This window comes from Salinicola sp. 4072 (assembly GCF_036663415.1).
Taxonomy (GTDB): Bacteria; Pseudomonadota; Gammaproteobacteria; order Pseudomonadales; family Halomonadaceae; genus Salinicola; species Salinicola salarius_A.
Genome location: NZ_JAXOVV010000002.1, coordinates 224,595 through 250,891 on the forward strand (window position 1 = coordinate 224,595; position 26,297 = coordinate 250,891).

The window sequence follows — 26,297 nt, forward strand, 5'->3', positions numbered from 1 at the left end:
TCATGTGATTAAAACGCCTGTCTCGTCCATGAAGTGTGGTTCACGCTTCGGGAGCTGGCTACTCGTCGACGCCATTTCCGTCGAGGCGTGTCAACAGTTCGTCGATATCGGGAAAGATGGGTTCGATCGCTAGCTGGCCAGACCTCAAGGGGCCCAGGCGGATACAGAGAAACTGCCAGAAGACCAGCCCGTAGCGGCTCATGTAATGGCCGACTCGGGATTGCAGGGGAACGCCCTCCCCCTTTGCGAGCCGCTGAGCCAGAAAAGGAATGATCACGTCCTGGAGACGTTCGAAAGCCTTCATATCGGTCGAGGCTTCTGCCGTCAGGCCGGGCAAGGCCGGCACCAAAGCCTCCCAACGTTGCCGTGACGAACCTGCCGGCCTGATCGCGACGTCGAAAACGAACTCCTGCATACGGCCCCTCGCAATGCGCTTGGCTACTCAAGGTCAACCGCTGGCTCATCGCGGCGAATCACTGCATTGTGTGAGTCGCTCGACGTGGCAAAGAGAGAAGTACCTGCAGATAATTAGGCTAATTCATCGCCGTAACCGAGCCTGGCAGGCCACTGCATTGCGTAGTGCCAGCGCTATCGCTCGAACGCGTTCCAGCCGGATGCTCCGGCTCGATGGAATGATGACAAGGACAGATGTTCGGATACGAAAAAGCCGCTTCGGCATATCAAGCTCGAAGCGGCTAATTCGAGAGGAATTCTTGGTGGAGCCTAGCGGGATCGAACCGCTGACCTCAACACTGCCAGTGTTGCGCTCTCCCAGCTGAGCTAAGGCCCCAAATGATTACTGCCCCGAAGGACGCGACGCACTATAAAAGCTCGACAGATCAAGGTCAACCCCTGATAGACAACGCATAAGCAAATTCATTGTCGAACAGACCGATCGGAGCGATTTCCCAAGTACAAATCTCGATATCGAACAGGAAGTATTTGGTCCGATAACATGTCACACTACGTAACAGAGGAACGGGAAACGACTCGCGGCAACGGCGCCGGTTTCACGATTTGCTCATACTCTTTTTCGTAACAAAGCCAACATCGGCTTTCCGTAAAGAAGCCAACATCGGCGCGTATCGACCCGATAAAGGCCCAGGGCGCTCCATCGCGTCGATTGCTGCACATTTGCCACAGGCAGGTTTCAAGGACAGCAGGAATCCAGGAGTTATCTTGATCAAGGTATTGGTAGCCGACGATCACCATCTGGTGCGCACGAGTATCGCTCGCGTATTGGACAGCGAGCCCGACATCGAGGTCATTGCCGAAGCCGACAGCGGGGAGGCTGCATGGCAAGGCTGCCGGGATCATTTGCCGGACATCGCGATGATCGACATCCGCATGCCGGGAATCGGGGGCCTGGAAACCATCCTGAAGCTTCTCAAGGCGCCATCCGGCATTCGAATCGTTGCGCTGACGGGACAGGTTGACGAGGGAACGGCGCAACGCCTGATCAATGCCGGCGTGGCGGGGTTCATCAGCAAGGGGACCGAGCTGGATCTGATGATCGACGCGGTACGCCGAATAGCGGATGGCGAGCGCTTCATCAGCGCCGACATTGCCCAACGCGTCGTGCTGGCCCGAAGCGAAGGCCGCCACAATCCGTTCGACCAGCTCTCGCACCGGGAACTGCAGATCGCGACGATGATCATCCACTGCTACAAGGTGAGCCGCATTTCGGAGCAGCTCGCGCTCAGTCCGAAGACCGTGAATACCTACCGCTACCGAATCTTCGACAAGTTGCAGGTACAGTCCGATGTCGAGCTGACTCATCTCGGTCTACGGCACGGTTTACTGGGCAGTCTCGAACCTCGGACCTGAACTTCGGCCATGACGCGATGGGCTCGGTGGAAATGTTCGATCCTCGCAGTGCCCGCCCGGGTTTTTGATATACTGCGAGGATGAGTGAATCCTCGATCGATACCCCATCGCGCTTCGACGCCAAGCATTTCCTGAAGTCGGTCTCGGAGTCCCCGGGCGTGTACCGCATGCTCGACGAGCAGGCCAACGTGCTCTACGTCGGCAAGGCCAAGCGACTCAAGCCACGACTGGCCAGCTACTTCCGTGGCGCACTGAACGCCAAGACCCAGGCGCTGGTCGCCCGGATTCATGACATTCAAGTCACGATTACCCGTAGCGAAACCGAAGCGCTGCTGCTCGAGCAGACCTTGATCAAGGAGTTGCGGCCCCCTTACAACATCCTGCTTCGCGACGACAAATCGTACCCCTATGTCTTCGTCACCGATCGGCACCCTTACCCCGCGCTCGAGTTCAAGCGTGTTCGGCAGAAGCGTCGCGACGGCCGTTACCTGGGCCCCTACCCCAGCTCCACCGCGGTGCGCGAGAGCCTTTCGCTGATGCAGAAGATCTTTCGCATCCGCAACTGCGAAGACAGCGTGTTCGCCCATCGCCAGCGACCCTGCCTGCAGTACCAGATCAAGCGCTGCAGCGCGCCCTGCGTCGACTACATCAGCGAAGCCGACTACCGCCAGGATGTAGAGCACGCCGTGATGTGCCTCGAGGGGCGCAGCGAGCAGGTCACGCAGCAGTTGACTGCCAGCATGGAGCGCGCGAGCGATTCCCTCGATTTCGAGGAAGCCGCCCGGCTGCGGGATCAGGTTCAGCAACTGCGGAGACTGCAGGAGAAGCAGTACGTCGACAACACCGATGGCGACGCCGATGTCTTTGCGCTGGCGGAGCAACCGGGCGGGTTGTGCATCAGCGTACTGGCCATTCGTCAGGGGCGCATGCTGGGCGCGCGGCACCATCAACCCGATAACGGTCTGGATCTTGGCGCCAGCGAACTGCTGAGCGAGTTCGTCAGCCAGTTCTATCTCGGCCAGTCCAAGGAGATCCCGCTCGAGATCATCGCTTCGCATCCGATGACGGACAGCGAACTCCTCCAGTCGGCATTGAGCGAGCACGCCGGCCGCCGGGTCCGGGTGACGTCGCAAGTCCGCGGCCATCGTGCCCAGTGGCGTCGACTGGCGATCACCAACGCCGAGCAGCATCTGGCCACCCAGCTCGCCAACCGCAGCCAGCTGGGCAAGCGCTTCGAATCTCTGCGAGCAGCCCTGGACATGCCGACGGCGCCCGCGCGGCTGGAGTGTTTCGATATCAGCCACAGCCATGGCGAAGCAACAGTGGCTTCCTGCGTCGTGTTCGACCAGAACGGCCCGGCCAAGTCCGACTATCGGCGCTTCAATATCGAGGGCGTGGCCGCCGGTGACGATTACGCGGCCATGCGACAGGCGCTGACCCGCCGTTTCAAACGGCTGCAGAAAGGCGAAGGCAAACTGCCCGACATCCTGATCGTCGATGGCGGCAAGGGCCAGTTGAACATGGCCCGGGAGGTTCTGGTCGAGCTGGAAGTCGTCGGCGTGGCGCTGATCGGCGTCGCCAAGGGCACGACACGAAAGGCCGGCCTGGAGACGCTGTTCATCGAAACCGTGGACCGCACGCTGAATCTCGATACCAGCTCGCCGGCACTGCATTTGATCCAGCATATACGCGACGAAGCCCATCGCTTCGCGATCACCGGTCACCGCCAGCGCCGCGACAAGCAGCGTCGAACGTCTTCGCTGCAGGATATACCCGGCGTCGGGCCGAAACGTCGCCGAGAACTGTTACGCTTCTTCGGTGGTCTGCAGGGCGTGCGCAAGGCAACCAGAGACGATCTTTCGCGCGTTCCCGGGATCAATGAACAGATGGCGGCTACCATTCATCAGGCGCTCCATGGATGAGCGCAAGCAGCAGGCGTAAAATGGCCGATTCCCAACCCCCAGTAAGGACGCTAGCGGCACGATGAACATTCCCAACATGCTCACTCTGGCAAGAATCGTGTTCATCCCGCTCATGGTGGTGCTGTTCTATCTCCCCTACGCCTGGAGCCTTCCGCTGACCGCAGCGCTTTTCGGGCTGGCCGCGATTACCGACTGGCTGGATGGCTACCTGGCCAGACGCTGGAACCAGAGCACTCCCTTCGGCGCCTTTCTCGATCCCGTGGCGGACAAGGTCATGGTCGCCGTCGCCCTGGCCCTATTGATAGAGCGCTACGAGGCGATCTGGCTGACGCTTCCCGCCCTGGTCATCATCGGGCGCGAGATCGTGATCTCCGCGCTGCGCGAATGGATGGCCGAGATAGGCCAGCGCAAGCGCGTTGCCGTCTCCTGGATCGGCAAGTCCAAGACGACGTTGCAGATGATCTCCCTGCTGCTGCTGCTGGGCTTTCCTCCCGGTTCTCCGATCGCCGATCTCGCCATCGTTCTGCTCTACGCCGCGGCCGGCCTGACACTGTGGTCGATGATCCAGTATCTCAAGGCAGCCTGGCCGGAATTGACTCGCTCGCTGTGACTAAAAATTGCCATAAGCGTTTGACACTTACGAAGTTATCCTTATAATGCGACGGCGTGTTCAGCGGGAATAGCTCAGTGGTAGAGCATCGCCTTGCCAAGGCGAGGGTCGGGAGTTCGAATCTCCTTTCCCGCTCCAAAACACGATTTTCGATCCTACTGAATTGACGCAGGTTTTACTGGCCAGACCAGTCCGAGCGGCAGTCCTTGGTAAATCGATAAAAGGCTGGATGGCAGAGTGGTTATGCAGCGGACTGCAACTCCGTGTACGCCGGTTCGATTCCGACTCCAGCCTCCACTTCTTCTCAGCATCGAATCACGCAGGTTCGATCGCTTCCTTGGTCACCGGCGCCTTGCCTTTCAAAAGGTTACCGGATAGTTTGACCGGACGTCGTTGGCCCGGATGGCGAAATTGGTAGACGCAAGGGACTTAAAATCCCTCGACCGTTAGGTCGTGTCGGTTCAAGTCCGACTCCGGGCACCATTTTCCTGATCTATTGGCATTTCGCGATTCCCGAATCGATCGCCTTCTCGGGCCAAATACAGGCTGTATGATAATTCTCTTCCGTCTTTCCGGAATGGTGCGTCCTCCAGGCAATATCGCTATCCGACATGACGAAAAGCCGCAATGAGCCAGCGGTTTTCAAGGCAGTCGGTTGAACATTCGATGCAGAATCGGCGAGAAAAAGCGACCCGTCGCACACGAGGATGGTTGCCATGTGCGCCGGGTCGAAGCAGTCGCAGGGAAGCGACACAAAGTGGTAGGCGAATTCGGCCAGAAGACGCCGAAAAACATACCCGGCTACTGGCGCTCATGCGCGCACCAGACCGTTGGATGAATACTCTATCGGCAGATAGCCATGCGACTTTAGCCCGCCCCTTGCATTCGTCTCGAGTCATGCGACCTGCTCGAAAATATGCGACACTCTCGCGCCCTGTGGTCCGCCGGATCACTCGTCTCGCTATTCGGATCCCGCTGCCAAGACATCCTGCCAACTCGACCTCGATGCCATGACTGACCTTCAAACCAATACCACAGCGCCACAGCTCGACCGCACCTTCTCCGTCGCCCCGATGATGGATTGGACGACCCGCGATTACCGCGCGCTGGCGAGATGCCTCACGCGGCGTGCGCTGCTGTACACGGAAATGGTGACTACGGGCGCGATCCTGCACGGCTCGCCGCGAGAGCGTTTTCTGGGCTACAGCGCCGTCGAACATCCGCTGGCGCTGCAACTGGGGGGCAGCGATCCCGGGGAATTGGCCGAATGCGCGGCTATCGCCGAGGCGTGGGGCTACGACGAGGTCAACCTGAACGTGGGCTGTCCCAGCGATCGGGTCCAGAACAACCTCATCGGCGCCTGCCTGATGGGCTATCCCGACAAGGTTGCCGATGCGGTGGCGGCGATGCGTGGCGCGGTATCGATCCCGGTCACGGTGAAGTGTCGTATCGGCATCGACGACCAGGACGAGGATGCCGATCTCGAGCGCTTCATCGAGCGGGTGGCAGCCGCCGGCTGCGATACCTTCATCGTGCATGCCCGCAAGGCCTGGCTGCAGGGGCTCTCCCCCAAGGAGAACCGGGACGTGCCGCCGCTGAACTACGAACGGGTCTATCGCCTCAAGGCCGCCCACCCCGAGCTGCATATTGGCATCAACGGCGGCATCAAGACGCTGGAGGCGTGCCGGGCGCATCTGGAGGCCGGCGTAGATAGCGTGATGGTCGGTCGCGAGGCGTATCAGAACCCCTGGCTGCTGGCCGAAGTCGATAGCCAGCTCTATGGTCAGACGCCGCCAGCATCCAGCCGCCACGACGTGGCACGCGCCTTCCGTCCCTACGTGATCGAGCGGCTCGCCGAGGGCGCCAGGCTCAACCACGTGACCCGGCATCTACTGGGGCTGTTCCAGGGCTGCGCGGGCGGAAGACGCTTCCGTCGTCACCTATCGGAGCATGCCCATCGGGAAGGTGCCGGCATCAGCGTCTACGACGATGCCGTCGGCCTGATAGACGAAAGCCGGCTGGCACAGACGGCCTAGCTGCCGCAGGAAAATGGCCCGCAAGGAACGGACCAAAGACAGGGCACCGCTCGCCGACTTTTCGTACCAACCTAGAAGCCGGTCGTCTCGTAGCGCGACTGGAAATTCTCCACCATGTTCTCGACGTCATCGATTTCCTGATAGCGGGCAACGTGAAGCAGCGCCTCGCCTTCGTTGACCAGTGGCAGGTTGCTCATCCCGATGACGATACCATCGGCACTTGCGACGATCGGCGCTTCATCGTTGCCGAATGGATCGGCGACCACGCCCAGTACCTGCTGCTTGGCGACCCGCACACCCAACCTCACGCGCGGTCTGAAAATGCCGTCGATCGGCGCCCGCGCCCAGCTGGAACCGTTGGCGATCTCGGCCGCCGGCGGCGCCCGTCGCCGGCTGTCTGCCGGCAGCATGCCGATCAGCCGCATGACACGCCGGATCCCTCTGACGCCGGGCGCTATCGCCCACTCATCGAATCTCAGCGCCTCGCCGGCCTCGTAGGTCAGCACCGGCACGCCGCGATTCTGGGCATACTCGCGCAGGCTCCCCTCGCGCAGCTCGGCATTCAGGATCACCGGCACCCCGAACGCCTCGGCCATGGCCTGGGTTTCCCGATTCTGACGCAGCTGGGATCGGATCTGCGGCAGGTTGGTACGGTGAATGGCCCCGGTATGCAGGTCGATGATATGCGTGGCCCGATCGACCATCTCCTCGCGCAGCAGCGCCGCGATTCGTGAACCCAGAGACCCGCTCTCGCTCCCCGGAAAGCAGCGGTTGAGATCGCGCCGATCCGGCAGGTAGCGCGACTGCTGCACGAAGCCGAAGACGTTGACGACCGGAACGGCGATCAGCGTTCCGCGAAGCCTCGACAGGTTCGGCAACTTCAACAGTCGACGGACGATCTCGACACCATTGAGCTCGTCGCCATGAATGGCACTGCAAACCAGCAGCACCGGCCCGGGCTGGCGCCCGTGAACCACTTCGACCGGAATATGCATCGGAGCATGCGTATAGAGCTTGGCGACCGGTACATCGATCTGGCGACGCGTACCGGGCTCGATTCGTTCGCCCGCAAGTGTGAAAGCTTCCTGCGCCATGACAACCCTTGGTAATTGAAGATCTTATGATCGTAAAGCCATCGCACGATCAAGGCGAGTCATGTTGCTGCCCGGCTTCCCGCCCGATAGGCGCGGCCCCTCCCCTCCTCCCCTCGATCCGAAAGCATTCGAAAGCGGATCACGGCTGCGCGAGGCACCGGCAACGAAGAAAGTCAGAACTCGGCATCGTCGGCCGGGCGATGGCGCCAGAGCCAGACGATGTCGCGGCCGAAGGAGAGCAGCAGCAGCGCCGCCGCCAGAAGCGCAAATCCGGTCGCCCACGCCGGCTCGACGAAAGGCAGCAGACAGACCATCAACGTCGCCACCTGCCATACGCAGATCGTCTTGCGGAAATAGCTCTCGGGCAGCGCCCGATTGAGCCAGGGCGAGTACATCCCGGCGATCACGAACGCGTAACGAGCCAGGCCGATGACCAGCACCCACACGCCGACCTTCTCCAACGCGATCAGCGCCATACACAGCACGACGATGAAGAAGGCGTCCAGTTCCATGTCGAAACGGGCACCGAAAGCGCTCGATGAACCAGTGCGGCGCGCCACCCAGCCATCGATACCGTCGAGCGACAGCGCCAGCAAGCAGAGCGAAGCGATACCTTCGGCGTGGCGCTGGATGAAATCCGGATAGACCACCACGCCAGCGACGAACGCAATCAACGCGGCGCGCAGCAACGTGACGCGATTGGCCCAACCCAGGCCATGACGGGCGGCGGGCCAGACCCACAGCACGGCCGTCGCGATCGCCAAGTAAACGCCACCGGCGGTGAACCGCAGGCCCGACGGCGCGGAAAACGCCCACTGCACCCACTCGACCAGCAGCGCCACCAGAGCCAGGCCCGCCGCCATCTCCATCCAGCCCCGGACGGACCGAAATCGCCGTGAAGACGGAGTTGCCCGCATACGTGCCGATGAATGTCGCATCGCCGGTCTCTCCCTGGTTGCCATGATCGCCCCTCCTTCGCCACCTCATCCCGTCCAGGGACGCAGTAGTCAGGCATCGTTACGCACCTCGTACAAGTCTGGATGCACTTTGACCGATTTGCGAGAAACGACTTCCTGTCGGCTTCGTTACCGGAAGCGGACGGTGCCCTATCCGGCTCTGCACCATCCCGCGAAGTTCTGGGTAGAAAGCAGATATCCAACCCGGGTTCGATGACTCCTGCTTGCAGCTCCTTTATTGTACATTACTTGTACAATGCTAAATCGTCATACTCTGCCATACTGCCATTCAGAGCGACAGCAAGCCGGACATCCCGATCTGTATCAAGGAGCGGATATCTCAATGACGACGCCTTACGCCCATGCTTTCTGGTCGCTCGGCGACGGTACCGGCGAAATTCGCCAGGCCGAGCTGAGTGTCAGCGGCGATCTCATGGTAAGAACCTGCTACTCGGCCATCAGCCGTGGCAGCGAAACCTTGGTCTTCAAGGGCCAGGTACCGGTCAGCGAATACCAGCGAATGCGCGCGCCGTTCCAGAGCGGCGAGTTTCCGGGGCCGGTCAAATACGGCTACTCCAACGTCGGCGTCGTCGAGCAGGGAGCCCACGACTGGCACGGCCGATACGTCTACTGCCTGCATCCACACCAGACCCACTACCGCGTGGGTGCCGACGATGTCGTTCCGCTGCCGCCGGACGTGCCTCCCCAACGCGCAATTCTCGGCGCCAACATGGAGACGGCGCTCAACGCCCTGTGGGATGCCGCCCCGGGAATCGGCGACCGAATCAGCGTCGTCGGCGCTGGCGTGGTCGGCGCCCTGGTGGCCTGGCTTTGCGCCCGCCTGCCCGGTGCCCACGTCCAGTTGATCGATATCGACGAGCGCAAGCGTTTCTTGGGGGAGGCGCTGAGCGTCGACTTTCATACCCCGGAAACGGCCGCCGCCGAGCAGGATCTGGTCATCCACGCCAGCGCCTCGGATGGCGGCCTGCAGACCGCCCTCTCGCTGGCCGGGTTCGAGGCGACCGTGCTCGAGATGAGCTGGTACGGCAGTCGCGAAGTGAATCTGCCGCTCGGCGAGGCGTTTCACGCGCGCCGCCTGACGCTGCGGTCGAGCCAGGTCGGCAGCGTTTCCCCGGGGCATCGCCCGCGCTGGGATCACAAGCGGCGGCTCTCGCTCGCCCTGTCGCTGCTCAACCACGACTGCCTGGACGTGCTGATCAGCGGCGAAAGCCACTTCCGGGATCTGCCGGAGACGCTGAAACGCCTGAGCCAGCGCGAAGACGACACGCTATGTCAGCGCATCCGCTACGGCTGACGCCACGTAACGTCAACGAACGCTCGTGAACTCTCCGAGAGCGCCCCGGCAGATACCGCTTCACTGATTCAACAAGGATTTTCCAACAACGGCCGCCTCGACAAGGACACATTCATCAAGGAGCGAAAGGAATGTTCAGCCTGACCGTCCGCGATCACATGATGATCGCTCACAGCTTCCACAGCGAAACCTTCGGCCCGGCACAGAAACTGCACGGCGCGACGTACGTGGTCGATGTCACCTTCAAGCGTCCCGAGCTGGATCATGACGATCTCGTCGTCGACATCGGCCTCGCCAGCGAGACCCTGAAAAGCATTCTCGGCGAGTTCACGTTGAACAATCTCGATGAGATCGACGAGTTCAAAGGTCGCAATACCACCACCGAATTCATGGCCAAGGTCGTTTTCGATCGTCTGGCACACGCCATCCGCGATGGCGCCCTGGGCGATGGCGGCCGCCACCTTACCGCCATGACCGTCACGCTCCATGAATCCCACATCGCCTGGGCAAGTTACGAAGGGGGCCTATGAGCGACTTCACGCTTATCGTTGCCGGCGACCCCGGCCAGCTGACCGGCGGCTACGTCTACGACGCACGAATCGTCGAAGCCCTGCGCACCAGCGGCTGGGAGATCGATGTCGTCGGGCTTGACGGGCGCTTCCCGGAGCCGGATGCCGTCGCCTCCCACGCCCTGGACAGCGCCTTGACCGCCCTGCCCGACGGCAGCCAGGCCGTGATCGACGGACTCGCCATGGGCGGCCTGCCGGCGATCGTCGAGCGTCACGCCTCGCGTCTGGCGATCACGGCACTGGTCCATCATCCGCTCGCCGACGAAACCGGCCTGGGGGCGCCCGAGCAGCAGCGCTTTCGCATCAGCGAAACCCGCGCTCTGGCCGCCGTCGGCCACGTGATCGTCACCAGTGTCTACACCGCCCGCCGTCTGGCCGACTTCGCCGTACCGGCGGAGAAGATCGCCGTCATCGAACCCGGCGTCGAGCTCGGCCAGCTGGCGAGCGGCGACGGCAGCGGAACGCCTCGCCTGCTCTGCATCGCCACGATCACCCCGCGCAAGGGCCAGGATCTGCTGGTCGAGGCGCTGTCGGGCCTCACATCGCTGCCGTGGCAGTGCGATCTGATCGGCGCCCTTGATCGAGCCGACGCCTACGTCGACGAGGTGCGCAAGGCCATCGACGCACATCAGTTGGGCGAGCGCATTCAGCTGCTGGGCTCCCAACCCACCGATCGTCTGACAGAGCATTATCGGCAGGCCGACCTGTTCGTGCTGCCGTCACACTATGAAGGCTACGGCATGGTGATTACCGAAGCCCTCGCCCATGGTCTTCCCGTCGTTACCACCACGGGCGGCGCCCTCGCCCACACGCTGCCGGACGCAGCCGGTATCAAGGTCCCGCCGGGAGACGTGACCGCACTTCGCGACGCGCTGAAACGCATGCTTGAAGAGCCGGAAACCTATCGGCGCTATCAGACAGGTGCGCGGGAGATTCGCGACACGCTCGGCGACTGGAACCGTGCCGCCGAGGCCTTCGGTCAGGCGTTGAAACGCACCAGGGCCGCGGAGGCGACGCACTGATGTCGAAGCCGTCCACGCCCGCCGCCGACGCCCTGTTCAGCGATGCCTTGTTCAGCGATCAATGGCTGACACTGCGCGAGCCCGCCGATCATCTGGCGCGCGACGCCCAGCTCGCCCACGCCGCGGATCGCTGGCTGACGCAGCGCGCCACCCCGGCCCGACCGCTCGAGGCCCGACCGCTCGAGGCTCGGCCATTCGAGACGCGGCCATTCGAGACGCGGCGCACGCTGGTCGATCTGGGGTGCGGCAGCGGTTCGAATCCGCGCTACCTGGCGCCAAGACTTCACGGCGCCCAGCACTGGCGTCTGATCGATCACGATGCAGCACTGCTGGCCCAGGCCCGACTGCGCTGCGAGCCGTTGACCAGCGCCGACGGCCAGCCGATTCACCTGGAGACCCGCAATCTGAGCCTCGCCGATGCCTGGAAGCACGGCCTGCAGGGTGCGGACCTGGTTACCGCCTCGGCGCTGTTCGACCTGCTGACAGCCGCCGATATCGAAGCGCTGGCCGATGCCTGCCGGGCCAACGATTGCGCCGTACTGTTCGCGCTCAGCGTCGACGGCCAGATCCGCTTTCACGACCCCAGCGGCACCCCGCTGTCCAGCGACGACGACCGATTCATGCTGGCGGCACTGCAGGCGCATCAGCAGCGCGACAAGGGCGGCGGTCCCGCCATGGGCACTCAGGCGCCGCGCCATCTCCGCGAGAGCTTCCATCGTCGTGGCTACCACATCCGCGAGGCCACGACGCCCTGGCGTCTCGGGTCGGAATCGCTGGCCCTCGCCGAGGCCCTGCTGGCCGGCTGGCGCACCGCCCTCCACGAGCAACTGCCGCAGCAGCGCAGCCGCGTCGACCGCTGGCACGCCCAGCGGCTGGAGGGGCTGATGCGTGAAAAACTGACGGTGACGGTCGGGCATCGGGACCTGTTCGCCACACCCATCGCGAACGCCGTCCCGGGAGCGCCAGAGTGAACCGTTGGTTATCGCCTGCGCTGCGCCTGGCCGTGACGCTGGCGCTGCTGGGGATGCTCGCCTGGCAACTGGATATCGACCGGTTGCTGGCGCGACTCGGTGACCTGTCGCCGGGCTGGGTTCTGCTGGCCGTGCTGATCGGCCTTCCCCAGGTCGTGCTGTCGGCCTGGCGCTGGCGCATGACGGCTCACCAGGTCGGGATCGCGCTGCCGTGGCCGACCGCCATCCGCGAATACTATCTGGCAACTTTTCTCAATCAGGTCTTGCCGGGCGGGGTAATGGGCGATGCGGCGCGCGCCTGGCGTCACGGCAGCGCCCGTGGACGGCCGGGAGCCCACGCCAGTACGCCATCCGGGGCAGCAATCCGTGCCGTCATCATCGAACGTGCCTCCGGACAGCTCGCGCTGCTGCTGGTCGCGGTCGCCGCCATTCTGCTCTCGCCGGCGCTGCGCGGCGGCATTGCCGGACTGTGGACAGCGCACCGGGAAGCAGGGTCGTGGATCATGCTGGCGATTCTGCTGCTGTGCGCCATCGCCACCCAATGGCTGCGCCATCGGCCCTGGCCCCCCTTGGCAAGATTCGGCCGGGATGCCAGGCGGGCGCTGCTGGCGCTCTCCGTCTGGCCGGCACAGTTGATCGGCTCGCTGCTGATCGTCGCCACCTACGTGGCGGTATTTCTCTGCGCCGCCCAGGCGCTGGGACTGCCGCGATCGGTGACGGAACTGCTGCCGTTGATCCCGCCGCTACTGATGGCGATGGCGATTCCGCTGACCATCGCCGGCTGGGGGTTGCGTGAAGGCGCCGCCGCCGTGATCTGGCCCTTGGCCGGTCTGCCGGCACAGGAAGGCGTGGCGCTGTCGGTGACCTACGGCCTGCTGATTCTCGCCGCCAGCCTGCCGGGCCTGGCCGTGCTGCTATGGGGCCGCCGGTCGAACCGACAGGCCACGCGGTCGGCTCGAACGCCCGCGCGGGGCAAGGCCGCCCCGGGAGGGCATACCGGATGAACTCTCAATCACGTCGCGGCGCGATCGCGCAGATCCAGATCGAACAGCATGTCCTGGCCCAGGCAAAAGTGCCGGCAAGCCGGCCGCAGCGCCCCGTCCAGCGTCTCGATCTCCGGCAGCGTCAACGCCGGGCGGCCGGAGCCGATCAGCAGGGGCGCGACCACGCTGTGCATTCGGTCGAGGCAGTCCGCTTCGAGAAAGCGCGAGATCGTCAGCCCGCCGCCCTCGATCAGGATCCGGCGATGGCCATGTTCGGCCAGCAGCGAGATGACCTGCACGGGATCGATACCCGCCGACCCCGGCGTCACCGACTTGACGCTGACATGATCGGCGCCACCGTGACCGGCAACGCCTTCGCCGACGAGATGCCAGGTCGGCGCCGCCGGCCGCCGAAACACGCCGCGCTCGGCAGGGACCCGGCCTCGCGGGTCGAGCACCACGCGCAGCGGGTTGTCGCCCTCGACATGGCGCACGGTCAGTTGCGGGTCGTCGGCATCCACCGTGCCGGCGCCTACCACCACGGCGTCGACCAGCGCCCGCATCCGGTGGAGATGAACCAGGCTCTGCGCACCGGTGACGTAGTGGGAAGCCCCGCTTGCCGTCGCGATTCGGCCGTCGAGGCTCTGGCCGATCTGCGCGATGACACGCGGGCCACGAGTGATGTCCGCCATGCACCACGGCAGCCAGATCGACAGCAGTTGCGCGGCCTCCTCGTCGACCTCGTGGGTACAGCGCCAATCGCCCCGGGCATCGATATCGAGCCGGTAGCGCCCATCGATGATAGCTCCCTCGAAGACGCCGTCACGGTTCAGATCCGCCGCATGACGAATCCAATTCCAGGCCTGCGGAGTATGTACAGGAGGAGCAGGAGGAGTACGAGCAGAGGAAGTACGAGAAGAAAAAGTCATGGTCATTCCTTGGCCAGACGGCATCACAGCGTAACAAAGAACGCCCCTCGGGCGGAGGCGGTTCGATGATGACCGCCATGGCCGCCAACGTTAAGCACCTTCGATCATGGATGACGATCACGGCTCTCGATCATGCAGAGACGGATCATGGATGACAGGATAAGGAGACGAGCATGCGACAGGTAGAACGCGCGATTTTCGATCTGCGACGTGGCCTTCCGGTTCTCGTACGCGCCAGTCATGGCGACGTGATGGTTCACCCGCTCGAGGGCTGCGACGACGAAGCCCTGGCAGCCCTGCACGCCTTCAGCGGCAATCAGCCCGCGCTGGCGCTGACCCGGCACCGCCTCTCGCGGCTGGGCATCGACTTCGAGCCCAGGGTCGGGCTGGTACCGATCGACCCCGCCGACCGGGCGAACGAGGTCATCGCCTGGGCCAGCGCCGAGGAGCAGCATTTCCCGCCGAGAAGTCGGCCGCTGGCCGCCAGCGATGGCAGCGTGGCGGCGCTGGATCTGATGCGCATCGGCCTCCTCATTCCTGCAGCAATCGTCGCCAGCGTCAGCGATGGCAAGCGCGCTCAGGTGGAAGCTCTCGTCGCCGAAGGCACCGTGCTGGCCGTTGCCGCCGAGCAGATCGCTGCCTATTCGGAGACGCGATCACGTTTCCTCAAACGCACCAGCGACGCGGAAATCCCGCTGTCCCACGCCGAACGCGCCAGATTCGTGATGTTCCGCGAGGCCGACGGCATGCGCGAACACATCGCCATCATCATCGGCAAACCCGAGGAGTGGAACGACGCCGTGCCGGTACGGTTGCACTCCGCCTGCCTGACCGGCGATCTCTTCGGCAGCCTGCGCTGCGACTGCGGCGAACAGCTCCGCGAGAGCGTGCGCACCATCGACGAACGCGGCGGCGGCGTGCTGCTCTATCTCGCCCAGGAAGGACGCGGCATCGGCCTGGCCAACAAGCTGCGCGCCTACACATTGCAGGACAGCGGGCTGGATACGGTGGACGCCGACCAGGTACTCGGATTCGGCGAAGACGAGCGCACCTACGGCGTCGCGCTGGAGATGCTGGAACAGCTCGACATCACCCGCATCGAGCTGTTGACCAACAATCCGGAGAAGATCGCCGCCATGGACCAGGGCGGCGTCGAGGTCGTCAACCGTCGCGGCGTCTACGGCAAGCTGACCAAGCAGAACCGGCGCTACCTGGACGCCAAGGCCAAGCGCGCCGGCCACTGGCTGGAAGAGGTGCTCAACGAGGGCGAAAGCGGGCCGGTGACGCCGCTCAAGCGCCCCATGGCCCGCTGACAGGCGCCTCGGACGAAGACCGACGTCCGGACGACGCCGATCTTCAGGCGTCGCCCGGATTCCGATTGCGCAGTGTGGTCAAATCGAAGCGCCCCGCTTCCTCGATCACCCGCGCCAGGCGGGCGCCGAAATGCTCGACCAGTCGCTGCCCGGTGTCGGCATCGGCCAGCGTCGCGTTGCCGGTGACACCGCTCGGATGCAGATCCTGGGCCATCCAGGCGTAGCCGGCATCGCCTTCAGGGCCTAGCGTGGAGCCGGCCTGCTCGCGAAGGCGGCCTTCGGAGACGGCATCCGCCAGATGATCGCGGCGTACCTTGTGCGGCGCGAGGTGCAACATCATCGCGGTTTCCAGGGCGCCGCCGTGCAAGCCATGACGCAGCTCCTCGGCGGGAAGCGCCTGCTCCGGGGGCGCGAAGCGAAAGTAGTTGGCCTTGACCACCAGCATGCCATGGGCGGCGCGCAGCTTGAGTGCCGCCAGATCGATGACCGCCTTGTTGCCGCCGTGGCTGTTGAACAGCACCAGACGCCGGATGCCGGCGCGATGCACCGCCTCGCCCAGCGCCTCGATCACGGTCATCGCCGTCTCCGGCATCAGGCTCAGCGTTCCCGCGAAATCGGTATGCTCCAGACTCGAACCCAGCGCCAGCGGCGGCAGCGCGATCACGCCCCGGGTCGACTCGAGCTGCCCCGCTGCCGCCGCGAGCAGCCCCAGCCCGATATCCAGATCGGTCGAGAGCGGCAGATGCGCGCCGTGCTGCTCGATCGCCGCCAGCGGCAACACCGCCACCGTCGTCTCGTCGACCAGCCCGGCAAGCTCGGTGCTGGTCAGATTCTGCCACTGATGAAGACTCATGCTTCCCTCCCTGACGAATCGGTTGCGATGGATACCGCCGACGTCTTCAGCAACCGCTCCGCGATTGCACTGTCCCTGACCACCCGTCGCGCCACGGCGTCGCGCAGCATCCGCTCGTCGTTGCCACCGCGGGGCTGAGTCTTGGCCAAGGCCAGCGTCAACCGCGAGCGCGCTCGGGTGATGCCGGTGTAGATCAGCTCCCGCGTGACGATGGGGTTGGCCCGCGCCGGCAGCGCGAACAGCACATGCTCGAATTCCGAACCCTGCGACTTGTGGACGGTCATGGCGAAGGCGGTCGCCGCCGCATCAAGCCGCGACGGCAGCACCTGACGCACGCCGTCGCCCTGCGGGAAGCAGACCCGCAGCCGCCCTCCCTCGTCGGGCAGCGTCAGCCCCAGATCGCCATTGTAGAGCCCGAGCTGCGGGTCGTTGTGCGTCACCATCACCGGGCGCCCGGCGAACCAGCCGTCGGTGCGCGAGATCCAGCCCTGCTGCCACAGCGCCCGCGCGATCCGCTCGTTCAACCCCTCGACGCCCCACGGCCCGCGTCGCAGCGCGCACAGCACCTGAAAGCGGCTCTGCAGCGCGAGGATCGCTGACGGCGAAGCCCCGGTCCGCAGCGCTTCGAACAGCTCCCGGTAACCTGACACCACTGCCCGCTCGAACGCCGTGGCGTCGATATCCAACGTCGCCAGATCCTCGAAGCCGCCTTTCAACACCTGGACAAAGCCGCGACCGTCGCCGGCATTGGCGGCTCTGGCGAGCGCTCCGATGCCGCTGTCCGCCCGGAAGCGAAAGCTCTTGCGCAGCATGGCGACGTGGTCCGCCAGCGGCTTGGTCTCGGCGGCGGCGGGCAGCGGCTCGCCGGCCACCGCCTGCAGATAGTCACGCAGGGACTCGGAATATCCCGTGCCGTCGCCGACGCCGGCGCCCGCGCACAGATCGCCCAGGACCGAACCCGCCTCCACCGAGGCCAGCTGGTCCTTGTCGCCGAGCAGAATCAGTCGGGCGTCCGCCGGCATCGCCTCGAGCAGCGCCGCCATCATCTCCAGGTCGACCATCGAGGCCTCGTCCACCACCAGCAGATCCAGGCTCAACGGCGCCTCGGCGTGATGGCGAAAATGGCGCGTGTCCGGACGCGCCCCCAGCAGGCGGTGAAGCGTCTGCGCCTCCTGCGGAATCGCGTCGCGCACGGCCGCCGGCACCGCCAGGCGCCCGACCGCCCCGGCGATCGACTCGGACAAGCGGGCTGCCGCCTTGCCGGTGGGTGCCGCCAGCCGGATACGCAGCGCCTCGCCGTCCCGCGCCAGCGACTGCTGCTGCAGCAGCGCCAGCAGTCGCGTCACGGTAGTGGTCTTGCCGGTGCCGGGGCCGCCGGAGATGATCGTCAACCGCTGGCGCAGCGCCAGTGCGCACGCCACGCGCTGCCAGTCAGGGTCGTCTCCCTCGCGCTGGTTGCCGGCGAACAGTGCCGCCAGCTGCTCCGCCAGTTCGTCGGCGACGGCCAGCGGCTGGCCCAGGCGCTGACGCAGGTGCGCCGCGACGCCGCTCTCGGCCTGCCAGTAGCGGCGCAGATAGAGCCGTTCGCCATCGAGCACCAGCGGCGTGGCGAGCCCCGAGGCCTCCCCGGCCAGCGCGACGATGGAGGACGCCGCCAGCACCGCCGCCCACCGCTGTGGCGTGACGCCCTCGAGCAGGGATTCCGGCAGCACCACGGCCTGCGCGGCGTCGTTCCCCTCCTCCAGCGGCGGCAACGACAGCGCGGAACGCGGCGCCTCCAGCACGCGGGATAGCGACAGGCAGACGTGACCGCGCCCCACCTGGTGGCTGGCGAGCGCGGCCGCCAGCCACAGCAACGGATCGTCGTCCGGATCGCGCTCGGCGAGAAAGATCGCGAAGTGGCGGTCGAGCTGGCGCAGCCAGCCGAGCTCCACCCACAGCGCCAGCGCCTCGAACAGCGCCTCTCGCGTCAGCGCCGGCTCGTCGACATCGAGCGCCAGGGTGAACTGATCCGCCTCGCGGGAATGCGGATCCGGCTGTCGGTCGGGTTTCTGCGACGAGGGTCGGCGGTTCATGAATGAGTCTCCCTGGACTGACGCAACAAGGCTCTCGCCGGCTCGGCGTCCCCTTCGAGCCAGGCATCCAGCGCCTCGATCAGCGCCCGGTCGGGGCGGCGATGGAACACCCCGGGGGCGACTTCGGACACCTCTTTGGGCGCATCTTCGGGTGCATCTTCGGGCGCGTCTTCGGGCGCCATGGAGAGCGGCGCCATGGAAAGCGACGGCTCGGCAAGCCCCCGAAGAAAGACATAGCAGGCACCGCCCACATGCCGGTCGTAGTCATAGTCCTCCAGCCGCGACTTGAGCAGGCGATGCAGCGCCAGCACGTAGAGCACGTACTGCAGGTCATAACGGTGATCCACCATCGCCGCGGCCAGCCGCTCGCCCTGATAATCCGCCGGATCGTCGCCCAGATGGTTGGACTTCCAGTCGAGCACGTACCAGCGCCCGCCCGCTTCGAAGGTCAGGTCGATATACCCCTTGAGCATGCCGTTGAGCTTGCGCGGCGCCAGCCGGGGCCGCAGTCCGGGCAACGGTTCGAGCCGGGTGACGAGCCGGTCCAGCGGTTCGCTCCACGCGTCCGAGGCCGGCAGCCAGAACTCCAGCTCGGTACGCCACGCCTCGAGCCGGTCGAGACGCACCGGGTGACCATCGACATGCATCAGCGGCAGCCGCAGCCGTTCGAGCAGCCAGGCGTGCAGCAGCGACGCCCAATCGGCGTCGAAGCCGCTCATCGCCAGGCGCCGTTCGATATCGCGGCGCAACGCCACGGCGTAGGCCGGGTCTTCCAGGCGATCGAAATCGAGCCTTTCCAGCAAGCCGTGCAGGAAGGTGCCCGGCCGCGGGCCTCGCGGGAAGTCGAGCAGCGAACGGATGCTGGGCCGCGGTACTGGATCGCGCTCGCGGCTGACCTCGATGTCCAGCGTCGCCGGCAAATCCTCGCTGGCTGCCGCCGCATCCTCTCCGCCGCCTTCGCCGTTCGTGTCGCGGTGCCACGCCTCCTCTCCCCGGTCGGTATCGCCCAGGGCCCGGCGCGCGTCGGCAATCAGCGAGGTATAGGAGGCGATCCACCAGTCGTCATCGATCTGCCCCCGAAAGACGCGTGCCGGCTTGGTCTGCGGTGCGAACGCATCGATTCGCAGCCGGTGAACCGGCGCCTCGGGCGGGGGCTCGATCGCCAGCCACCCGGCTTGCTGGCCTTCTTTCAACCGTCCCAGCAGCGCCGCGCCGTCGTCTTCCTTGTCGCTGCCCAGCAGCCGCCCCAGCGCCGTCTCGTGCAGGCAGCCGCTCTTGCCACGACCGCGGCCGACATGCGCCACGCCCAATCGGCAGGCGTAGGCGGCGCGGGTCAGGGCGACATAGAGCAGCCTTACATCCTCGTCGAGACGGGCCAGATCGGCCTCGCGCTGCTGGGCGTCGTCCGGCGACGCCACCATCACGCTGCCTTCGCCCTCCGGCGACTTCAACGCCAGCAGCCCGGTCTGGCGGTCCGGCTCCGCCGGGCGGTGCGAGCAGATGAACGGCAGCAGCACGATGGGATATTCGAGTCCCTTGGACTTGTGCACCGTGATCACCCGGACCAGATCCTCGTCACTCTCCAGACGCTGGCTGAGCGCCTGGCTGTCCAGCGTCTCGACGCCTTCCTGCAACGCGCGATGCCACCAGCGCAGCAGCGCCTGCTCACCGTCGAGCCGCTGCTGGGCGTTCTGCGCCAGTTCGCCGAGATGCAGCAGATCGGTCAGCGCCCGCTCGCCGTCGGTACGCTGGGCAAGCCGCTCGGCGATACGGAAGTCCCGCATGACGGTGCGTAGCATGGGCAGCACGCCGCGCCGCTGCCACTGGCGGTGGTAGTCGCTGAAGCGCTCGACCTCGCGCTCCCACGCCAGTTCGTCGGCCAGCAGCGGCTCCAGCGCCTGCGGCGAGTCGTTGAGGAGCTTGGTCGCCAGCGCCGCCTTGAGCCTGGCGTCCTGACGCGGCTGGGCCACGGCTTCGAACAGCTGCAGCAGCTCGAACGCCTGGGGCGTATCGAACACGCTCGAGCGCTCGCTCAGGTAGACGCTGCGGATACCGCCTTCGGCGAGCGCCGCGCGAACCTTGAGCGCCTCGCCGCCATGGCGGACCAGAATGGCAATGTCGGCGGGCTGCACCGGGCGCTCGCCCTTCGCCCCCTCGAACCGCCATGCGCCTTCCAGCAGCCGCTGCACCTCCGCCCGCGTCGCCGCCGCCATCACGTTCTGGTATTCACCGCGGGAATGGCGCTCGGTATCCGGCCACCAGACGCCCAGCGCCGCTACCGGCTGGCCGCCCCGGTCGACCAGCCGCGTCGACTTGGGGTTCGACTCGACGGCGACGAACGGAATCTCGTCGCTGCCGAAGGGTTGCGGATGACCCCGGAACAGCGCATTGGTGGCCTCGACCATGGCCTGGGTCGAGCGGAAATTGCGCATCAGCGTGAAGCGACTCGGCGTCGCCCGGCGCGCGCGCAGGTAGGTATGGATATCGGCCCCGCGAAAGGCGTAGATCGCCTGCTTGGGGTCGCCGATCATTAAAAGCGCTGTCGTGGCCGGATCGCTCTCCGGCGCACGGTAGATGTTCGAGAAGATCCGATACTGGACCGGATCGGTATCCTGAAATTCGTCGATCAGCGCCACCGGCAGCTCGTGGCGGATGCGCGCCGCCAGCCGCAGCGCCGCGCTGTCGTCGGCTCTCGTTTCGCTCTCTGTAGCCACTATGCCCGCTGGCCCGTCCGATGACGGGGCCGGCCGTGCCAGGGCGGCATCGAGATCATTGAGCAGGTCCGAGAACTCCCACAGCCCCTGGCGGCGCTTGTCGGCAGCGAAGCTCACCGCGATGCGGTCGCGGGCGTGGGCCAGCACCTGTCGGGCGACCGCGTCGAAGGGCCGGCCGTGGGCGGCGAGGCGATCGAGATGGGCAAAGAACGGGTGCGTTGGCGCTGTCAGCCCTTTCTGGGCCGCGCTCTTCAGCAGCGCCCCCGCGAGCTTCTCCTGACTCAGCCAGAAGCGCCCGCTGCTGTCGGTGATCTCCTCGGCGGCCTCGAACTCGCCCCGGGCCAGCCAGCTTTCGAACGCCGCCAGCCGATCGGCCAGCTCGTCGGGCTTGAACCGGCTCTTGTTGAGCACGCCATCGTGGAATGCCTCGGCCATCAAGGCGCCGATGGCATCGCGATCCCAGGCCGCCGCCAGCGCCGCTTCGATGGACTCCCGTTCGTGCAGCCCGCTTTCCAGCTCGGCGAACAGCGCGGTCAGGGAGTCCGGCGCTTCCACCGCCTCGCCGGCGACCCACAGCGGCTGGGGTTCGCCATCCTTCAACAATGGCCGCAACGCGGCCGCCAGCGCTTCCGGCCCGCTCCACTGCGAACGGATCTGGCGCTGCCAGCGCTCGTCGAGCGGATAGAACTCGCACCGCCAGTAATCCTCCACCGCCCGAGCCAGCAGCGCCTGACCATCCTGCAGCAGCTCGGCGGAGAAGCGTGCGCCGGCGTCGAAGGCGTGGCGGGTCAGCATGCGCTGGCAGAAGCCGTGAATGGTGAAGATCGCCGCCTCGTCCATCAGCCGCGCCGCCTGGTCCAGCCGCCGGGCGCCGCTGCGGCAGGCCGTCTCGCCCGCCGTGGCCAGCGGCTCCAGCAGTTCGGCCAGTACCGGATCGTGGCGATCCTCGGCGCTTGCCAGCAGCCAGTCGCGGGCCTGCTTGAGACGCGCCCGGATACGCCCGCGCAGCTCGGCAGTGGCGGCTTCGGTGAAGGTCACGACCAGGATCTCGGGCGGCGTCAACGGCCGGGGGAAATCCACCGTCTCGCGGCCGGGCAGCGGCCCCAGCACCAGTCGCACGTAGAGCGCGGCCAGGGTGAAGGTCTTGCCGGTGCCGGCGCTGGCCTCGATCAGATGATGGCCGATCAACGGCAGGCCGACGAGCTCGAGCGGGACGGTTTGTTCCCGGTTTTCATTCGTGACACCGCTCATTCGCTCGCCCCCCCTCGAGACCGGGTCGATGAGGGTTTCGATAACGGCTTCGATGACGCTGGCGTTGCCACCGCCTGGGAACGGAAATGGGAATGGGTCTGCTGGGACGCTCGCAACAGGATCTCCAGTATCGGTTGATAGTGGGCCACGCTCTCGCGGACGCCACCGGCCGCCTCGAACGTCTCGAAATCCGGCCACAGCTGGCCAAGTCCGCCTTCGCGCTGGGCCAGCGACGGCATGCCGAAGCCGCCCTCGTCGTACGCTTCCGCCAGCTGGTCGCGCCAGCCGGGATCGAGCGATTCCCCCGCCGCCAGCCCGCCGAGCGCCTCGCGATCGGCCAGGCTCCACAGCGTCTTGACCAGCGCATCGCTGGCGGGCAGCGGCGCGCACCAGGCGCGCCACCAGGTGCGAAGCCAGTGGCCGAGACTCGCCCGCGCTTGCGCCCTCTCCAGCGTCGGGAACTCCAGCCAGCGGTCCTCGAAAATCGCCGTCCACCGGCAGGGTGACTCTCCGCTGGCGTTGACCAGCAGCCAACGAACGTAGCCCGCGTAGAGTCGATGCGGCTTGCCAAGCTTCTTCCACGGGCCGTCTCCCGAGCCCTTACCATCGGGTTTGAAATGGCCGAAGTGGCTGGTCTCCAGCGTCACCAGGCCAAGACTGCCTGCCTTCCCGCCGTCATCGTTTTTGTCACCCTCATCGTTTTTGTCGCGGTCATCGCTTTTATCGAGATAAAGACCGTCGACTCTGGCCTCCAGCGCCAGCGCGGGACAGTCGGTCGTCGCGTCGATCGCGAACCGCAGCATGGGCGGTGTCAGCGCTTCGGCGCCGTCGACCCGGCGATGCCAGCTCTCCAGTTGGGTCTGCAGGCGCCTGAGCGGCGGCTCGATCGTCGCCAGGCCGAAACCCGCCGCCGGCAGCCGCCCTGCCAGACGCAGCCGGTCGGCGACCTGCGCCAGCGGCTCGTGGCGACGGCCGGCATCCAGCAGCTCGCGCTTGAGCGTGTGATCCTCTAGGGCATCGAGAATGAACGGCTCGCTGTCCTCGTCGGGCACGTCGGGATCCTGGAAGCGCACTCCCAGGCGGCCAAGGTAGACGCTCCAAGGCCGGCGCAACAGCCGCTGCAGATCGGCAAGCCCGAGCGCTTCCGCTGGCGCGGGCACGGCATCCGGCGCCGCTGGCTGCGCCATCTCGGTGTCTGGGTTCTCAGCCAGCAGATGCAGTGGCTCCCAGCTGGTATCGAAGGTGTAACGCGGATCGTCGGCGTGAAAATAGCGCCGCGAGAACGGCTGTAACGGATGCGCCTCGATCAGCCTCGCCGCCAGCGCCGCTTCGTCGTCCTGTGTCGAAGCGTCGCCCGAGTCCGGCCGCCAGCCCTGCTCCAGCGTGTCGAGCAGTTCGCCGATCAGCACCGAGGGCGGTCGTGGGGTGTTGTCGCGCTGATCGAAGCCGACCCAGGAGAACGTCAGCCGTTCGCGGGCGGAGAGCAGTGCCTCGAGCAGCAGGTAGCGGTCGTCGTCGCGGCGGGAGCGGTCCCCCGGACGCGGGCGCTGCGCCATCAGGTCGAAATCCTGCGGTTGGTGCGTGCGGGGATAGGCGCCGTCGTTCATCCCCAGCAGGTAGACCTGCCGGAACGGAATGGCGCGCATCGGCATCAGCGTGGCGAAGTTGACCTTGCCGGCCAGAAAGCGCTGGGCCAGGCCGCCCTCGTCGAGCTCCGCCCTGAGCGCGTCGCGCACCACGGCGAGGCCGATCGGCTGGGTAAAGGCGGCCAGTTCGCAACTCTGCTGCCAGCGGCCCAGCGCCTGATCCACCCGCGCCAGCACGTCGTGTTCGTCCAGCGCCGTGGGGGCGAACAGCGTGTCGATCAGGTGTCGCAAGCGCGCCAGCCACCCCTCCGGCGTGACGGCGGCGCTCAACGCCTCGCACTGGGCGGCCATCATGCGTATCAGCTCGGCCAGCCGCCCGGCGAGATCCGCTTCCAGCCCGCCCACCTCGTCGTAGGGCACGATCTCGTCGAACTGCCACGCGGCGCTGGCGGGTAACGGGCCGGTGGAATACCCCAGCAACATGCGCTCGAGCCCGAACGCCCAGCTGTTTTCATGCAATGCCGGAAAGCCGAGCGAGCGGCGGTGCGCGCCGGATAGCCCCCAGCGCACGCCGCTTTCCGCCAGCCATTGGCGCAGGCGCGGCAATTCCGACTCCTCGATGGCGAAGCGTGCCCGGAACGCCGGAACGTCCAGCGCATCGAGCAGCTCGCTCACGCCCAGCCGCCGTTCGGGAAGCTCCAGCAGCGACAGGATCAACACCATCATCGGATGCGCTTCACTGGCGACCTGATCGGCGATGGTGAACGGAATATGGCGGGGATCGTTGGACGGCAATTGACCGAAGACCGCCTCGATGTAGGGCGCGTAGACGTCGATCTCCGGCACCATCACCAGAATGTCCCGGGGCCGCAGCGGCGTACCCTGGCTGCTGGCTTCCTCGAACGCCGCCAGCAGCCGATCGTGCAGTACCTCCACCTCGCGCAGCGGCGAGTGCACGCTGACCAGTGACAGCGAGGCGTCGTCCGGGGCGATCAGCCGTTTGCCGCTTTCCCGGGTTCGTTCTCCGGGATGCCTGAGATCGAGAATGTCCTGCTGCAGCTGGTTGAGCAGCGGCGCCCGTTCGGGATGCGCTTCATCGACCGGATCGCGGAACAGGTCGGTCTCGACGTCGAAGCCGCCATCCTGGCTCTCGAACTCGTAGAGGCCGACGATGAAATCCCGCCCTTGCGCGCCCCAGGCAGCCAACAGCGGATTGGCCTGAAGGTGCAGCGCCTCCTCGTCCAGCGCCTCGAGCCATGGCGCTTCCGGGTGCCGGGACTGCTGTCGTGCCATCGCCTCGGCGGAGAGCCGCCCGGCGCGCTTGATCGCCTCCCGGTCGGAGACGATGTCGCCCCAGTAATGGCGACACGGATTGGTGATCATCAGGAAGACGTCGATGACGCCGGAAAGCGCGTGCAGCGCCTCCAGCGTCTGGGAAGGCAGCGCCGAGATGCCGAACACGAAGAGCCGGGGCGGCAACCCTGGCGGGCAGCTCTCCTGCTGTCTGGCGGCGCGCAGAAAACGACCATGCAGGCTGGCGCGGTGAAACGCTCGCTCGGTCGGGTCGGCGTCGGCGATCAACGCTCGCCATAGCGCCGGCTGCCAGCGCTGGTCGGCGGGCAGGTCGGCCGGAGCGTCCTCCCCCGCTTCCCAGGCGGCCAGCCAGTCGGGGCGGTAGTTGAGATACTGGTCGAACAGATCCGCCAGACGCACCGCCAGTTGCCAGCGCTTGCGCTCGGCCTGCTCGGCGGCCCGGCGCTGCGTGCCCTCCTCCATCGCCGCAGACGATTCGGCACCCTCGTCGCCGTGCGGTCGGCCCGCCGTAGCGCTTTCCAGCCCGGCGCTCAGATAGTGGGCGAGCGGCGCGAAGGTGACCGGGTCGCTGGCGATCTCGCCTTCCAGCAGCCGCAGGATGCGCCATGCCAGCGGGCGCTTGTCGAACGGCGAATGCAGCGGAATCGGCCGGCTTTCGCCGTCTTCTCCGGCCTGTTCGAGCACCGCACGATAGGCACGCCAGACGAAGCTCGACGGCAGCGGGAAATCCACCGAGGCGGCGATGCCGTCGGCCTCGGCCAGCGAGAGGCGCAGCCATTGGGCCATGCCGTTGGACTGCACCAGGAAGGTTTCCGGGGTCAGCGGCGGCAACCGGTGGCGCTTGATCAACGCCAGTGCCAGATCGTGCAGGTCTTCGAGGTGATTGGCATGCAGGACGCTGAACATCCGCTCTCCCGGGTTCTTGGATCGAGGGTCGATGAGGCTTCGACAAAGACG

18 protein-coding genes and 4 tRNA genes are annotated in these 26,297 nt (G+C 65.9%); 13 read left to right on the top strand and 9 right to left on the bottom strand.

Annotation, left to right across the window (positions count from 1 at the left end; translation table 11 throughout):
• Positions 1 to 58 precede the first annotated feature (58 nt).
• Entirely contained in the window at positions 59 to 346 is a 288-nt protein-coding gene (locus R3F72_RS03335) for a hypothetical protein (RefSeq protein ID WP_332778909.1), read from the bottom strand.
• A 368-nt stretch (positions 347 to 714) separates the two neighbouring features.
• Positions 715 to 790: transfer RNA gene (locus tag R3F72_RS03340), tRNA-Ala, on the bottom strand.
• 227 nt (positions 791 to 1,017) lie between these two features.
• On the opposite strand from R3F72_RS03340, the gene R3F72_RS03345 reads away from it, so the two are divergent.
• The 7 genes from R3F72_RS03345 (at position 1,018) to dusA (ending at position 6,395) form a co-directional block, all read left to right on the top strand.
• Positions 1,018 to 1,827, top strand: coding sequence for a response regulator (locus R3F72_RS03345; RefSeq protein ID WP_332778910.1), 810 nt, complete (start codon positions 1,018 to 1,020; stop codon positions 1,825 to 1,827).
• An 80-nt stretch (positions 1,828 to 1,907) separates the two neighbouring features.
• Positions 1,908 to 3,749, top strand: coding sequence for an excinuclease ABC subunit UvrC (gene uvrC / locus R3F72_RS03350; protein ID WP_332778911.1), 1,842 nt, complete (start codon positions 1,908 to 1,910; stop codon positions 3,747 to 3,749).
• Positions 3,750 to 3,810: 61 nt separating this feature from the next.
• Positions 3,811 to 4,359, top strand: a complete 549-nt coding sequence (pgsA, locus tag R3F72_RS03355; RefSeq protein WP_303854516.1) for a CDP-diacylglycerol--glycerol-3-phosphate 3-phosphatidyltransferase — start codon at positions 3,811 to 3,813, stop codon at positions 4,357 to 4,359.
• A gap of 63 nt (positions 4,360 to 4,422) precedes the next feature.
• Positions 4,423 to 4,497 (top strand) — tRNA-Gly (locus R3F72_RS03360).
• An 85-nt stretch (positions 4,498 to 4,582) separates the two neighbouring features.
• A tRNA-Cys gene (locus R3F72_RS03365) sits at positions 4,583 to 4,656 on the top strand.
• 99 nt (positions 4,657 to 4,755) lie between these two features.
• A tRNA-Leu gene (locus tag R3F72_RS03370) sits at positions 4,756 to 4,842 on the top strand.
• Positions 4,843 to 5,369: 527 nt separating this feature from the next.
• A complete protein-coding gene (gene dusA / locus R3F72_RS03375; RefSeq protein ID WP_087717997.1) occupies positions 5,370 to 6,395 on the top strand; it encodes a tRNA dihydrouridine(20/20a) synthase DusA in 1,026 nt (341 codons plus the stop codon).
• Between the two features lie 71 nt (positions 6,396 to 6,466).
• Here dusA and R3F72_RS03380 read toward each other — a convergent pair whose 3' ends face one another.
• Complete coding sequence (locus R3F72_RS03380; protein ID WP_087717998.1) at positions 6,467 to 7,489, bottom strand: succinylglutamate desuccinylase/aspartoacylase family protein; 1,023 nt, start codon at positions 7,487 to 7,489, stop codon at positions 6,467 to 6,469.
• A gap of 173 nt (positions 7,490 to 7,662) precedes the next feature.
• The gene (locus R3F72_RS03385) at positions 7,663 to 8,352 is read right to left on the bottom strand and encodes a CDP-alcohol phosphatidyltransferase family protein (RefSeq protein WP_332778912.1); all 690 of its coding nucleotides are present in this window, start codon (positions 8,350 to 8,352) and stop codon (positions 7,663 to 7,665) included.
• 436 nt (positions 8,353 to 8,788) lie between these two features.
• Here R3F72_RS03385 and R3F72_RS03390 point away from each other — a divergent pair, with 436 nt between their 5' ends.
• The 5 genes from R3F72_RS03390 to R3F72_RS03410 all read left to right on the top strand — a co-directional run bounded on the left by R3F72_RS03390 (position 8,789) and on the right by R3F72_RS03410 (position 13,326).
• The gene (locus tag R3F72_RS03390) at positions 8,789 to 9,760 is read left to right on the top strand and encodes a zinc-dependent alcohol dehydrogenase (protein WP_332778913.1); all 972 of its coding nucleotides are present in this window, start codon (positions 8,789 to 8,791) and stop codon (positions 9,758 to 9,760) included.
• Positions 9,761 to 9,891: 131 nt separating this feature from the next.
• Positions 9,892 to 10,290, top strand: a complete 399-nt coding sequence (locus R3F72_RS03395) for a 6-pyruvoyl trahydropterin synthase family protein (RefSeq protein ID WP_332778914.1) — start codon at positions 9,892 to 9,894, stop codon at positions 10,288 to 10,290.
• A complete protein-coding gene (locus R3F72_RS03400) occupies positions 10,287 to 11,351 on the top strand; it encodes a glycosyltransferase family 4 protein (RefSeq protein ID WP_332778915.1) in 1,065 nt (354 codons plus the stop codon). Before R3F72_RS03395 ends, R3F72_RS03400 begins: the two co-directional genes overlap by 4 nt.
• Positions 11,351 to 12,322, top strand: a complete 972-nt coding sequence (locus R3F72_RS03405) for a class I SAM-dependent methyltransferase (RefSeq protein ID WP_332778916.1) — start codon at positions 11,351 to 11,353, stop codon at positions 12,320 to 12,322. Before R3F72_RS03400 ends, R3F72_RS03405 begins: the two co-directional genes overlap by 1 nt.
• Positions 12,319 to 13,326, top strand: coding sequence for a lysylphosphatidylglycerol synthase transmembrane domain-containing protein (locus tag R3F72_RS03410; RefSeq protein ID WP_332778917.1), 1,008 nt, complete (start codon positions 12,319 to 12,321; stop codon positions 13,324 to 13,326). The genes R3F72_RS03405 and R3F72_RS03410 overlap by 4 nt, the downstream gene beginning before the upstream one ends.
• Positions 13,327 to 13,334: 8 nt before the next feature.
• Here the strand turns inward: R3F72_RS03410 and R3F72_RS03415 are convergent, their stop codons facing one another.
• On the bottom strand, positions 13,335 to 14,234 hold the full coding sequence (locus R3F72_RS03415) for a RibD family protein (RefSeq protein WP_332778918.1): 900 nt from the start codon (positions 14,232 to 14,234) through the stop codon (positions 13,335 to 13,337).
• A gap of 173 nt (positions 14,235 to 14,407) precedes the next feature.
• Here R3F72_RS03415 and ribA point away from each other — a divergent pair, with 173 nt between their 5' ends.
• Positions 14,408 to 15,547 (top strand): GTP cyclohydrolase II RibA, encoded by a 1,140-nt coding sequence (gene ribA, locus R3F72_RS03420; protein ID WP_332778919.1) that lies wholly within the window; start codon positions 14,408 to 14,410, stop codon positions 15,545 to 15,547.
• Between the two features lie 43 nt (positions 15,548 to 15,590).
• Here the strand turns inward: ribA and R3F72_RS03425 are convergent, their stop codons facing one another.
• The 4 genes from R3F72_RS03425 to recC are packed head-to-tail and all read right to left on the bottom strand — an operon-like array spanning position 15,591 to position 26,246.
• Complete coding sequence (locus R3F72_RS03425) at positions 15,591 to 16,400, bottom strand: creatininase family protein (protein WP_332778920.1); 810 nt, start codon at positions 16,398 to 16,400, stop codon at positions 15,591 to 15,593.
• Complete coding sequence (recD, locus tag R3F72_RS03430) at positions 16,397 to 18,475, bottom strand: exodeoxyribonuclease V subunit alpha (RefSeq protein ID WP_332778921.1); 2,079 nt, start codon at positions 18,473 to 18,475, stop codon at positions 16,397 to 16,399. The genes R3F72_RS03425 and recD overlap by 4 nt, the downstream gene beginning before the upstream one ends.
• Complete coding sequence (gene recB, locus R3F72_RS03435; protein ID WP_332778922.1) at positions 18,472 to 22,440, bottom strand: exodeoxyribonuclease V subunit beta; 3,969 nt, start codon at positions 22,438 to 22,440, stop codon at positions 18,472 to 18,474. The genes recD and recB overlap by 4 nt, the downstream gene beginning before the upstream one ends.
• Positions 22,437 to 26,246 (bottom strand): exodeoxyribonuclease V subunit gamma, encoded by a 3,810-nt coding sequence (gene recC, locus R3F72_RS03440; protein ID WP_332778923.1) that lies wholly within the window; start codon positions 26,244 to 26,246, stop codon positions 22,437 to 22,439. The genes recB and recC overlap by 4 nt, the downstream gene beginning before the upstream one ends.
• Positions 26,247 to 26,297: the final 51 nt, after the last annotated feature.